At 67.7% G+C, this 11,876-nt stretch carries 10 protein-coding genes and 1 pseudogene; 6 read left to right on the top strand and 5 right to left on the bottom strand.

The genetic code is table 11. The features are described from left to right. The 4 genes and pseudogenes from ACNPM4_RS20165 to ACNPM4_RS20150 all read left to right on the top strand — a co-directional run. A pseudogene (locus ACNPM4_RS20165) lies at nt 1–214 on the top strand (enoyl-CoA hydratase); the annotation flags it as partial. Beyond that, nucleotides 211–1,077 (top strand): CoA transferase subunit A, encoded by an 867-nt coding sequence (locus ACNPM4_RS20160; RefSeq protein WP_448986956.1) that lies wholly within the window; start codon nt 211–213, stop codon nt 1,075–1,077. The pseudogene ACNPM4_RS20165 and the gene ACNPM4_RS20160, both read left to right, overlap by 4 nt. Continuing rightward, nucleotides 1,074–1,823, top strand: coding sequence for a CoA-transferase subunit beta (locus tag ACNPM4_RS20155; RefSeq protein WP_448986955.1), 750 nt, complete (start codon nt 1,074–1,076; stop codon nt 1,821–1,823). The genes ACNPM4_RS20160 and ACNPM4_RS20155 overlap by 4 nt, the downstream gene beginning before the upstream one ends. After that, complete coding sequence (locus ACNPM4_RS20150) at nt 1,820–2,893, top strand: NAD(P)H-dependent flavin oxidoreductase (RefSeq protein ID WP_029262110.1); 1,074 nt, start codon at nt 1,820–1,822, stop codon at nt 2,891–2,893. The genes ACNPM4_RS20155 and ACNPM4_RS20150 overlap by 4 nt, the downstream gene beginning before the upstream one ends. 80 nt (nt 2,894–2,973) lie before the next feature. On the opposite strand, the gene ACNPM4_RS20145 is transcribed toward ACNPM4_RS20150, so the two are convergent. The 5 genes from ACNPM4_RS20145 to ACNPM4_RS20125 form a co-directional block, all read right to left on the bottom strand. Further along, nucleotides 2,974–5,544 carry a S8 family peptidase gene (locus ACNPM4_RS20145; RefSeq protein WP_448986954.1) on the bottom strand — a complete coding sequence of 857 codons (2,571 nt, stop codon included), beginning with the start codon at nt 5,542–5,544 and terminating at the stop codon, nt 2,974–2,976. A 2-nt stretch (nt 5,545–5,546) separates the two neighbouring features. After that, nucleotides 5,547–6,548, bottom strand: a complete 1,002-nt coding sequence (locus ACNPM4_RS20140) for an AAA family ATPase (protein ID WP_372467435.1) — start codon at nt 6,546–6,548, stop codon at nt 5,547–5,549. Nucleotides 6,549–6,772: 224 nt separating this feature from the next. Further along, entirely contained in the window at nt 6,773–7,924 is a 1,152-nt protein-coding gene (locus ACNPM4_RS20135) for an acetyl-CoA C-acetyltransferase (protein ID WP_448986953.1), read from the bottom strand. Between the two features lie 20 nt (nt 7,925–7,944). Continuing rightward, entirely contained in the window at nt 7,945–8,733 is a 789-nt protein-coding gene (locus ACNPM4_RS20130; RefSeq protein ID WP_448986952.1) for an SDR family oxidoreductase, read from the bottom strand. Continuing rightward, entirely contained in the window at nt 8,730–9,896 is a 1,167-nt protein-coding gene (locus ACNPM4_RS20125) for an acyl-CoA dehydrogenase family protein (RefSeq protein ID WP_448986951.1), read from the bottom strand. Before ACNPM4_RS20125 ends, ACNPM4_RS20130 begins: the two co-directional genes overlap by 4 nt. A 105-nt stretch (nt 9,897–10,001) precedes the next feature. Here ACNPM4_RS20125 and ACNPM4_RS20120 point away from each other — a divergent pair, with 105 nt between their 5' ends. Further along, nucleotides 10,002–10,865: an enoyl-CoA hydratase gene (locus tag ACNPM4_RS20120; RefSeq protein ID WP_448986950.1), complete on the top strand. Its 864-nt coding sequence runs from the start codon at nt 10,002–10,004 to the stop codon at nt 10,863–10,865. Continuing rightward, on the top strand, nt 10,862–11,876 hold a 1,015-nt coding region (locus ACNPM4_RS20115; protein WP_448986949.1), incomplete at its 3' end, for an acyl-CoA dehydrogenase family protein. The genes ACNPM4_RS20120 and ACNPM4_RS20115, both read left to right, overlap by 4 nt.

The raw sequence follows: 11,876 nt of genomic DNA, 5'->3' as shown, positions 1-11,876 counted from the left end.
CGACGACGCCGCGCTCGCGATCGCGGAGGAGATCGCAGCCAAGGATCCGCGCGTCATCCGCGCAGCCAAGGAGGCGCTGAACGGCATCGACCCGATCGACGTCAACCGCAGCTACCGGTTCGAGCAGGGCTTCACGTTCGAGCTCAACCTCGCCGGAGTCGCGGATCAGCACCGCGACGCCTTCGTCGCGACCGGCGAGAACCTGTCGACATGACCATCGTGGCCTCCCCTCTCCCGGAGGTCGCCTCGCTGATCCACGACGGGATGACGATCGGGATCGGCGGGTGGGGCTCCCGCCGCAAGCCGATGGCGCTGGTGCGCCAGATCGTGCGGTCGGGCGCTCGCGACCTGCGCATCGTCAGCTTCGGCGGCCCCGACGTCGGCATCCTGTGCGCCACCGGGCAGGCGGCCGAGGTGGTGCACGGCTTCGTGTCGCTCGACAGCATCGCGATCGATCCGCACTTCGCGGCCGCCCGCCAGTCCGGTTCCGTACGCAACGTCGAGTACGACGAGGGGATGCTGGTCGCCGGACTCCGGGCCGCCTCCCGGCGACTCCCGTTCGAGATCACCCGGTCCGGAGCGGGCTCGGACGCCGTGACCCGCAACCCGGACATCCAGACGATCACCTCCCCCTACGCCGACGCGGAGGTGCTGGTCGCGATGCCCGCCGTGCCCCTCGATCTCGCGGTGCTCCACCTCGACCGCGCGGATGCCGCGGGCACGGCCGTCTGCCTCGGCCCCGACCTCTTCTTCGACGACCTGTTCGCGGGGGCGGCGGCGCGCACCGTGGTCAGTGTCGAAGCCGTGGTGGACACCGCCGAGCTGCTCGCGGATGCCGGGCCCACGGCATCCGTCCTCGACCGCACGCTCACCGACCTGATCGTCGCGTCGCCGGGCGGAGCCGGGCTCACGGCGCACCCTCCGCACTCCTCCCGCGATGAGCGGCTGCAACGGGCGTACGTCGAGGCCGCCGCGTCGCCCCGCGCCTGGGCCGACTTCCGCGCCCGGTTCCTCGACGTCGACGATGACGCCTACCGCGCGGCCGTGGCCGCCTTCCACGCCGAGGCGGCATCATGACCGCCACCCGCGCCGAGGTCGCCGTCGTCGCCTGCAGCGACCTGTTCCGCGGGGCGGGCGCGATCCTCGCGAGCACGGTGGGCGTCGTCCCGACCATCGGCGCACGGCTCGCTCGGCTGACCCACGCGCCCGAGCTCCTGCTCAGCGACGGTGAGGCGACGCTGTATGCCGACACCCCGGCCGTCGACGAGCCCTTCCGCGAGCCGGAGGCGCCGTTCCCGTACGCGCGGCTGTTCGAGCTGATCGCCCGGGGTCGTCGGCACGTGGTCATGGGAGCAGCCCAGATCGACCGGCACGGGAACCAGAACCTCTCGGCGATCGGCGACCGCGAACACCCCACCCGGCAGCTGCTCGGTGCCCGCGCGGCGGCCACCAACACGGTCAACCACGCCACCAGCTATTGGATCGCCCGGCACGGTCCCCGCGTGTTCGTGGATCAGGTCGATGTGGTGACGGGGGTCGGTCCGGCTCGCGCGCGGGCGAACGGCGCCGACCGGTTCCAGGATCTTCGCCGCATCGTCACCGACCTCGCCGTGCTCGACTTCACCGGACCGGACGGTGCGGTCGCGCTCGCGAGCCTTCATCCGGGCGTGACACTCGACCGGGTCGTCGATGCCACCGACTTCCCCCTGCACATCCCCACCGGCGTCTCCGAGACCCGGCTTCCCACCGACGAAGAGCTCCGCCTCGTGCGCGAGCGACTGGACCCGCGCGCACTCCGCGACCGAGAGGTGACCGCATCATGACGACTCCCCCGCAACTCGCCACACCGCTCACGCGACTCACCGGCGTCGACCACCCGATCGTGCAGACCGGCATGGGGTGGGTCGCCGGAGCCCGCCTGGTCTCCGCCACTGCGGAAGCCGGCGCCCTCGGCATCCTCGCGTCGGCGACCATGACGTACGACGAGCTCGAGCGGCAGATCATCGAGGTCGCCGAGCGCACCGATCGCCCCTTCGGAGTGAACCTGCGTGCGGATGCCGGCGACGCGACCGAGCGTGTCGAGCTGTTGATCCGGCACGGGGTGAAGGTCGCGAGCTTCGCCCTCGCTCCCCGCCGCGAACTGATCGAACGCCTCAAGGACAACGGCGTGGTCGTGATCCCCTCGATCGGCGCGGTGCGTCATGCCGAGAAGGTGGCGGCGTGGGGCGCGGACGCGGTGATGGTCCAGGGCGGAGAGGGCGGCGGCCACACCGGCGCCGTACCCACCTCGATCCTGCTGCCCTCGGTGGTCGCCGCGGTCGACATCCCGGTGATCGCGGCCGGCGGTTTCCATGACGGCCGCGGCCTCGCCGCCGCACTCGCCTACGGTGCCGCGGGGGTGGGCATGGGGACCCGCTTCCTGCTCACGAGCGACAGTTCGGTGCCCGAGGCGATCAAGCAGCGTTACCTCGGCTTCGGTCTGGACGGCACCGTCGTGACGACCAAGGCCGACGGCATGCCGCACCGGCTGCTGCGCACCGAGTTCGTCGAAGGCCTCGAAGGCGGCAACGCTCTCACGCGACTCGGGCCGACGCTGCGGCGCTCCCTCGAGTTCAAGAAGATGTCGGGGCTGAGCTGGCCGCAGATGGTGAAGGATGCTGTCTCGATGAAGAAGGCGACCGGGCGCTCGTGGGCGCAGATGACCCTCGCCGCGAACACCCCGATGCTGCTCAAGGCCGGTCTCGTCGACGGGGACACCCACGCCGGGATGCTCGCGGCCGGTCAGGTGGTCGGCATGATCGACGACCTGCCCAGCTGCGAGGAGCTCGTCGACCGTGTGGTGCGGGACGCCGTCGCGCAGCTGCGCGCCGCGGCATCCTGCCTGATCGACTGAGTCGCCGCTTGGAGAACCACTTCGACAGGTCCGTGTCAATACAAAAAGGACCCCGACCGGGGTCCCCTCCGCAGGCATCATTACACCTCGATGACGGTTGCGGCGACCTGCTGCGCAACGGGAGTCCACAGATCCACTTCGACTTCTGGGGACTCAATACTGACCACGAGCGAGTAGTCAACACCTAGATCACTCTGGTCCATTTTAGGACGATTCTTCCACCAGCCGAGGACCGGATACACCGCGATCGCTTCCTTGCTTGCAAGGTCGACAGCCGAGCCCGTCCAAATGTCGGTGTGGATCGAACCGGCAGACTTCTGTTGGTCGCTGCCGAACAGCCACCCCTTCTCAGTTGCCAGCGACAACGGCTTCTGCCCGTCGTCTCGCGCTTGCGTATTGATGCGCTGGCGGAATGAAACGACGCTCTCCTCCGGGCGCCTCATCGAGAAGCGCAGCCCGTGTGACGGATACACATACCGTCCAGCCCAGCCACGGCTCGAGGGATTGGGCTCCACAAAGTACGACAACGTAACGCGCAGACGCACTTGAGTCTCACCGAGATCCGTGAGCTGCTCGATTGGCCATGGAAGCTCGTGCAGGTTCATCTCCCGCGCCTTGCCGCTACTTGACTGCCCCTCGCGCTCGTACGGATGAATGGCCGACTCTGCGACGAGAGTGAGCGCGTTCGACGCGCTACGCGTCGCGCGTTCGAGGCTCGGCACACCCATTCCGTAACGTCGCAGCAGGTTGACGGCGTCCGCCTTTGTCCTTGCGTCGTCGACGCGGGATCGCATCGCATCGGTCCACTCTGCCGAATGCACGATCAGTGCGCGCACAGTCTCCGGGCGAAGATCGGGGTAAGCGGCATAGATGTCGGCGGCGATGGCCGCAACCTGAGCAGTGGCGGCAGATGTGTCACGGGTAGTGGCGAAATAGCCCTCGCCCGGTCGCTGGAGCCTCGTGGTGAGGATCGCGAGGTTCTCCGGGCTGTCGACATCGGTGCCATCGGGAGTTCGGGCGAGGTTGCCTCCAGCGGCGACCACATCAGGCTTGAAGGGCCAACGCTTCTGATCAAAAGATACCGAGGTTCGGCTCGTCGGCGACAGCTCTCCTCGAGCAGCGATCGGCACGTAGCCGGCGAACACGCCAAGCGCATGATCCATGGCGTCGTGTTCGGCGTAGGCACCGACAGTGAGGGCGTTCCACGACTGAGCCGGGTCCTCGACCGCTTCGGCGTCGCTTCGGTCGAGGTGGTCGTCTTCCGCACGGATGTCGCGAATGTTGCCAGCAGAGACGATGAAGAGCCTCGGGCGCCGCTGCTCCTCTCGATCCAGGTAGGTGAATTGTGGCGTCGTGTCGTCGATCGCACGTCCGTAGGTCAGCGCATCGACCGTTGCCGACCAGGCCGTAGGGCGGCCCGATTCCTGCTTTGGATGAGCGCCGGAGGCGTCCCCGATTGGCTCCCCCGCGCCGGCAGTCGCGGTCACAGCAAGCATGAATACTCGTTTGCGGTCGGCAGCGGAGATCTCCGGCTGATCCACCGCTCGTGCGGTCACCGCACCGTAAACGTCGGGCGCGTTGTCGCCGCTATCGGGCAAAAGCTTCACCGATTCGAGGCGATGCTGCAGAGGCACGTACTGGAGATCCAAAACCGCAGCTTGCAGATCGCCGTATAGCGCCAGGCCTGCCATCTCGGTGCCGTGCGAATGCACGGCGATGTCCTTCCGCCACGCGGGGTCTGCGGCGTGCAGATCGTCTTGTGCCAGGGAGTCGTCGAGCAGTGGATGGTCTGCCTGAACGCCGCGGTCGAGGATGCACACCACCGGCGCCCCATCCGCGGCCGCAGATGCTCGACTTTGAAGGTCTTGCACCCATTCCTTTTGCTCGAAGGCGTAGAGCTCGGGCAAGAAGCTGGAGACCTCATGCGGGCGCCGCAGCTCGGCGATGTCGTCGACCGCCCGGAACGTCGAGGCGAGTTGAGCCGCAGTTGCCTGTACGAGAATCACGGTGCGTTCACCAAAACCTAGGTAGTGATCGCTCGTCGTCAGGTCGTGCTGGCGGGCGTATGCGCCCAGCCGCTCACGCTCTTTGCCGTCCGTTCGGCGAAGCCAGATCTCCCACCAACAGAGCTGGTTCTCATCCGTCGGAAACTGGTCGTCAGGATCTGTCCATAGTTCGCGAATCGTGGCCCTGCGGATGGAAGCAATCCCCTCCATGAGGGTGGCGTTGCTCGGCTTGGCGCTTCCCTGAGCGACCGACTCGACATATTTCTCGAGCTTGCGAAGGAAGTACTCCTTCTTGCCTACTGGGACGAAGACGGTTGCTTCGAGCACTCGGCCCGCGGGACCGTCAACTTCGCGCACGGCGACGAGTTCGGGCTGCTCGCCCGCGGCTAAAGACTCCAGGCTCTCGATCGCGAGTTCGAGCCCGGGGAAGGACACGAACGTGATGTACGTCCCAGTGGACTGAGCTTCCTCGTCGGCCGGTGGTTCCCATGCGGTTTCGAGCTCTGATGCCAACCGTTCACTGTGAGATTTGCGGTCGCCCGAAAACCCGGGCTTGTCGCTCCCGCCACCTTGCCCGGCGAGCGTAAAAGACTCGGTCGAGGGCGGCGTCGCCACGACAATGTGGGGGCGGTCGCGTTCAACCATGCCTAAGAACGGGCCACATCAGACGAGCGGAGCGGACGGGGGCGCTCCTCTAAAGCAGTAACGAGATCGTCGGTGCGAACTCGAATGCGATTGCTGAGCACCGTTCGCTTCGCCGCGTTCTCCGCTGCGGTCGAAATCTCGGCGTGGCTCAGCCCGCGGGCAGCCGGCACGATCCGCGGCCAGCTGAGATTACCTGTATAAAACGACGACAGCCTGTTCTTGATGACCCTTTGCACGGATGCGTCGTCAGGTAAGGAGAAGTCCATAACTGTGTCGAAACGACGGAACAACGCGTTGTCTAGCAGAGCGGGATGATTGGTCGCCGCGATGATGATGCTCTCAGAAGTGTCTTCTTCAAGAAATTGGAGGAAGGAATTCAGCACTCGACGAATCTCTCCCACATCGTTCTGCGCGGCGCGATCACCGCCGAGCGCATCTACCTCGTCGAACAGATAAACGCCGCGGGTCTCAGACAGCGCGTCGAACACGAGCCGCAGTTTCGCCGCTGTCTCGCCCATAAACTTAGTCAGCACCGTGTCCAGCCGGATCGAGAAAAGCGGCAGCCCGAGTTCGCCCGCCACGACCCGAGCGGTCGACGTCTTGCCAGTCCCCGGAGGCCCCACAAGCAGCACTCTGCGTGCGGGCGTCAGGCCATGCTTCGCGAGCGCATCGCGCTGCCGTTGTTCAAGGAGGACGTGCTTCAGCCGCTCTGCAAGCTTGTCAGCGAGTACGAGATCCCCGAGGCGCGCGTCGGGGTACGAAACGCTAAGGAGAGCGCCGAGCTCACCTTTGGGCTGAGCGAACGGCACGATCGATGCCACCCGAGCCTTGTTTCCGGCCCGCTCGCGCAGACCGTTGACCAGATCCCGAAGCTCCTGGGCAAACTTCGACTGCCCCGTCCGCGCGGCCTTAGCCGCGACCTGCATCGCAACGGCGTAGAACTGAGGGTCATCACCATCCGCATGGCTCTTGACCAGCGCTTTCACCTGATCGTTGGTCGCCATCTGGGACCTCCTCTCGGTGAAAGAATTGCGCCGTCTGGATGCGTGCAGACAGAGTGATTCTAGCCGAGCACGACCCGCATCCTGGGAGGCGCTACGCACACCCGATCCAGACGAGGCTCAAGACCCGTCGATGTGACGACTCTTCAGACCTCTCCGCGAGATGGAACCTTTTGCGGGCTTGCGATCGAAAGCACACGCCCCGCCCCGAGCCCAGTCCGCCGTCGTCAGAGACGCTCGATGATCGTCGCGTTCGCCAGACCGCCGCCCTCGCACATGACCTGCATGCCGTAGCGGCCGCCGGTGCGCTCCAGCTCGTTCAGCATCGTGGTCATCAGCCGGGTGCCGGTGGCTCCGATCGGATGCCCGAGGGCGATGCCGCCGCCGTTCACGTTGAGCTTCTCGCGCGGCACACCCGTCTCCTGCTGCCAGGCGAGCACGACCGAGGCGAAGGCCTCGTTGATCTCGAACAGGTCGATGTCGTCGACCTTCATCCCGGAGCGCTCCATGGCGTACGCCGTCGCGGGGATCGGCGCGGTGAGCATGAACACGGGACTGTCGCCACGCACCGACATGTGGTGGATGCGCGCCCGCGGCGTGAGGCCGTGGTCCTTCACGGCCTGCGCGCTCGCGATCAGCACCGCGCTGGAGGCGTCGCTGATCTGCGAGGCCACGGCCGCGGTCAGCCGCCCGCCCGGGGTCAGTGTCTGCAACCCCGCCATGCGCTCGAGCGAGGTGTCGCGGCGCACACCCTCGTCGTGGTCGAGTCCGTTCAACGGGGCGATCTCGTTCGCGAAGCGGCCCTCGTCCTGGGCGACCGCCGCACGCTGGTGGCTCTCCAGCGCGAACTGCTCCATCTCCTCGCGGGAGATGTCCCACTTCTCGGCGATCATCTCGGCGCCGACGAACTGCGAGATCTCCTGGTCGGGGTAGCGTGCCTGCCAGCCGGGCGACTCGGCGAACGGCGTCGTGAACCCGTAGGCCTCTCCGGCGACCATGGCCGACGAGATCGGCAGCTGCGACATGTTCTGCAGCCCACCCGCGATCACCAGGTCGTTCACGCCGCTCATCACGGCCTGCGCGGCGAAGTGCACGGCCTGCTGGCTCGACCCGCACTGCCGGTCGATCGTGACACCCGGCACGTGCTCGGGGAAGCCGGCGACCAGCACGGCCGAGCGCCCGACGTTGCCGGACTGCCCGCCGATCGTGTCGGTCGCGCCGATGATGACGTCGTCGATGGCGCCGGGATCGATGCCCGTGCGCTCGACCAGCGCCTTGAGGCTGTGCGCCCCGAGGTCGGCCGGATGGATGCCCGAGAGCGAGCCGCCGCGCTTGCCGACCGGGGAACGGACCGCGTCGACGATGTATGCCTCTGCCATGTTCTTCCTTCTCTCTGAACTCACGCGTGCTGACTGCTGACGGCGACGACCTCGCCGGTCATATATGAGGAGTATGCGCTGGCGAGGAACACCATGACGTTGGCGACCTCCCAGGGTTCCGCCGCCCGCCCGAACGCCTCGCGGGCCTTGAGCTGCTCGAGCATCTCGGGAGAGGTGACCTTCTCCAGGAACGGATGCATCGCCAGGCTCGGCGAGACGGCGTTGACGCGGATGCCGTGCGGGGCGAGGTCCATCGCGGCACTGCGGGTGAGCGCCATCACCCCCGCCTTGGCTGCGGCATAGTGGGCCTGCTCGACCTGGGCGCGCCAGCCGATGACGGAGGCGTTGTTCACGATGACCCCCGCGGTACCGGCGGCGACCATGCGCCGGCCGACGGCGCGGATGCAGCGGAAGGTGCCGGTGAGCGTGACATCGAGGACCTTGCCCCACTGCTCGTCGGTCATGTCGAGGATCGAGACCGAGCCGCCCAGGCCCGCGTTGTTGATCATGACATCGATGGGCCCGCCCTCTTCCGCGAGGTCGAGGAAGGCGGTGATCTGGTCCTCGACGGTCACGTCGCACACGGCCGTGCGCACCCGGTCCGCGCCGAAGCGGTCGCCGAGCTCCTGCTGCGTCTCGGCGAGGCGACCGGCGTGGGTGTCACCGAGCACGACGAGCGCAGCACCCTCCTCCAGGCAGCGGATCGCGGCGGCCTGGCCGATGCCGGCACCCGCGGCGGCGGTGATGACGATGCGCTTGCCGGTCAGAAGACCGTGGCCGGGAACGTACTCGGGGGCGGTGGAGCTCATGGGCGGGCCTCTCGGGGCAGGCCGAGCACGCGCTCGGCGATGACGTTGCGTTGGATCTCGTCCGAACCGCCGTAGATGGTGTCGGAACGACTGAACAGGAACAGGGCCTGCAGGTCGTCGAGCGCGTAGTCCGCCCCGACGAGGAGGGACGCGGGGCCGGCGACGTCCATCGCGAGCTCACCCAGCGAGCGGTGCCAGTTCGACCACAGCAGCTTCGTCACCGAGGCACTGTCGCCCTGCTCGCCACCCAGGGTGCGCAGGGCATGCTGGCGGATCACCTCGAGCTCCATCCGGGCGCGCACCAGCCGGTCGCGGAGCACGGCGTCGTCGATCGCGCCGGTTCGGGTGGCCGTGTCGATCACGGCATCCAGCTCCCGGCGGAATGCGATCTGCTGGGCCAGGGTTGACACGCCACGTTCGAAGCCGAGCGTCGCCATGGCGACCTTGAACCCGTTGCCCTCGCCGCCGACGACCAGGTCGACCGCGGTGCGGGCATCGTCGAAGAAGACCTCGTTGAACTCGCTGGTCGCGGTCAGCTGCAGGATCGGCCGCACCTCGACGCCCGGCTGATCCATCGGCACGAGCAGGTACGACAGCCCCTGGTGGCGGGCGGAGCCGGGTTCGGTACGCGCGATCACGAAGCACCAGTCGGCGTGCTGCGCGAGCGAGGTCCAGACCTTCTGTCCCGTGATCGACCATTCCTCCCCCACGCGCTGCGCCTTGGTCGACACGGCGGCGAGGTCGGACCCGGCGCCCGGCTCGGAGTATCCCTGGCACCAGAGCTCCTCGACCGCGACGATGCCCGGGAGGAAGCGGGCCTGCTGCTCGGGGGTGCCGTGGGCGATGAGGGTCGGTCCGAGCAGTTCCTCCCCGAGGTGGTTGACCCTGGCCGGAGCATCCGCTCTGGCGTACTCCTCATGGAAGATGACCTGCTGCGCGATGCTGAGCCCGCGGCCGCCGTGCTCGACGGGCCACGCGACGCACGTCCATCCGGCGGCGGCCATGTGGCGGTTCCATTCGAGCCGTGCCTCGAAGTCCTCGTGCTCACGTCCGGAGCCTCCGCGGCCGCGCAGATCGGCGAAGCGGCCGGTGAGGTTCTCGTCCAGCCATCCGCGGATCTCGGCACGGAACCGCTCATCCGCGTCGTGCTGCGTCGCGTCCATCTGTGCTCCTCATCGAGTCGTGGTCTTCGGCTTGCCGTTCACGTATAGTATCAATAAACCAAGCGATTGTTTGGTTGACTGCTGGAGTTCAGAGAGGAACCCGTCATGACCGTCGAATCCGCCGACGCCGTGGTCACCTACGAGGTGCGCGGGTCGACAGCGATCATCCGATTGAACCGCCCTCAGTATCGCAACGCGCAGAACTCCCGGGTCACCTATGCGCTCGACGCCGCCTTCACCCGCGCCGTCGACGACGACGCCGTCAAAGTCATCGTGCTCGGCGGCAACGGCAAGCACTTCTGCGCGGGTCACGACATCGGCACCCCCGAGCGCGACATCGACCGGAGCTTCGAACGCAAGGCCGTCATCTGGTGGGACCACGTGGGCGCCCAGGGCGTCGACTCCCGCTTCGCACGCGAGTCCGAGGTGTACCTCGGCATGTGCCGGCGCTGGCGCGAGATCCCCAAGCCGGTCATCGCGATGGTGCAGGGCGCGTGCATCGCCGGCGGTCTCATGCTCGCCTGGTCGTGCGACTTCATCATCGCCGCCGACGATGCCTTCTTCCAGGACCCTGTGGTGTCGATGGGCATCCCCGGCGTCGAGTTCTTCGCGCACCCGTGGGTGACCAATCCCCGCGCCGCGAAGGAGATGCTCTACACCGGAGACCGGATGCCGGCCGCCCGCGCGCACGAGCTCGGCATGGTGAACCACGTCGTTCCCCTCGACGAGCTCGAGGAGCGGACCCTCGAGATCGCGGAGCGCATCGGACGGATGCCGCGCCTCGGACTCGCTCTGACCAAGAAGGCCGTGAACCAGGCCGAAGACCTGCAGGGGATGCGGGCCGGAATGGACTCGGTGTTCGGTCTGCATCACGCCGCACACGCGCACAACGCCGAGGTCGGCGGCGACTCCCTCGGCGGGGTCGACGTGCGCTCGATCAAAGCCGACACGAAGGGGGCCACGCCGTGAACCTCGACCTGACCTCCGAGCAGCAGGCGTTCGCCGCAGAGGCACGTGCCTGGCTCGCAGAGAACGTCCCGCCGACCCCGCTGCCCTCGATGGACACCGAGTCCGGCTTCGCCGCGCACCGGGAGTGGGAGGCGACGCTCGCCGCCGGCCGATGGTCGGTCGTGTCCTGGCCCGAGCAGTACGGCGGCCGCGACGTCGGCATCACCGAGTGGGTGCTCTTCGAGGAGGAGTACTACCGCGCCGGCGCCCCCACACGCGTCGCCCAGAACGGCATCTCGCTGCTCGCGCCGATCCTCTTCGAGCACGGCACCCCCGAGCAGCACGAGCGGTTCCTCGGCCCGATGACCGACGGCTCTCTGATCTGGGCACAGGCCTGGTCGGAACCGGGTGCCGGCAGCGACCTGGCCGCGATCCGCAGCACCGCCCGCCGCGATGAGGCCCGTGGGGGCTGGGTGCTCAACGGTCAGAAGATCTGGAGCTCGCGGGCGGTCTGGGCCGATCGCGGTTTCGGGCTCTTCCGCTCCGACCCCGAAGCCCTGCGGCACCACGGGCTCACGTACTTCCTGTTCCCGATGGATGCCGAGGGCATCACCGTGCGGGCGATCGCGCAGCTCGACGGGACCACGGGCTTCGCGGAGATCTTCTTCGACGACGTGTTCGTGCCCGATGCCGACGTGCTGGGGGCTCCCGGCGACGGCTGGCGCGTGGCGATGAGCACCGCAGGGAACGAGCGCGGCCTCTCGCTGCGCGCGCCCGGCCGTTTCCTCGCCGCGACCGAGCGCCTGATCGCCCTGCAGTCCGCACACGGGACGGTGTCGGAAGACGACGCCGTGGTCGATGCGTGGATCGGCGCGGAGGCGTACCGGCTCTTCACGTGGCAGACCGTCAGCACCCTGCTCGAGGGCGGATCCGTCGGCGCCGAGGGCAGCATCAACAAGGTGTTCTGGTCCGAGCTCGACGTGCACATCCACGAGACCGCCCTGCGCATCCTCGGCCCCGAGGGCGAGCTGC

The sequence above is a fragment of the Microbacterium umsixpiens genome, assembly GCF_053543675.1.
Note: the sequence above shows the minus strand (reverse complement) of the source record. Positions and strands in the feature narration are given on the sequence as shown.

Bases quoted from the DNA above. Each gene is read 5' to 3' on its own strand.
- ACNPM4_RS20125 (WP_448986951.1), bottom strand. From the start codon at position 9,896: ATGGACGCGACGCAGCACGACGCGGATGAGCGGTTCCGTGCCGAGATC.
- ACNPM4_RS20160 (WP_448986956.1), top strand. From the start codon at position 211: ATGACCATCGTGGCCTCCCCTCTCCCGGAGGTCGCCTCGCTGATCCAC.
- ACNPM4_RS20135 (WP_448986953.1), bottom strand. From the start codon at position 7,924: ATGGCAGAGGCATACATCGTCGACGCGGTCCGTTCCCCGGTCGGCAAG.
- ACNPM4_RS20130 (WP_448986952.1), bottom strand. From the start codon at position 8,733: ATGAGCTCCACCGCCCCCGAGTACGTTCCCGGCCACGGTCTTCTGACC.
- ACNPM4_RS20155 (WP_448986955.1), top strand. From the start codon at position 1,074: ATGACCGCCACCCGCGCCGAGGTCGCCGTCGTCGCCTGCAGCGACCTG.
- ACNPM4_RS20145 (WP_448986954.1), bottom strand. From the start codon at position 5,544: ATGGTTGAACGCGACCGCCCCCACATTGTCGTGGCGACGCCGCCCTCG.
- ACNPM4_RS20120 (WP_448986950.1), top strand. From the start codon at position 10,002: ATGACCGTCGAATCCGCCGACGCCGTGGTCACCTACGAGGTGCGCGGG.
- ACNPM4_RS20150 (WP_029262110.1), top strand. From the start codon at position 1,820: ATGACGACTCCCCCGCAACTCGCCACACCGCTCACGCGACTCACCGGC.
- ACNPM4_RS20140 (WP_372467435.1), bottom strand. From the start codon at position 6,548: ATGGCGACCAACGATCAGGTGAAAGCGCTGGTCAAGAGCCATGCGGAT.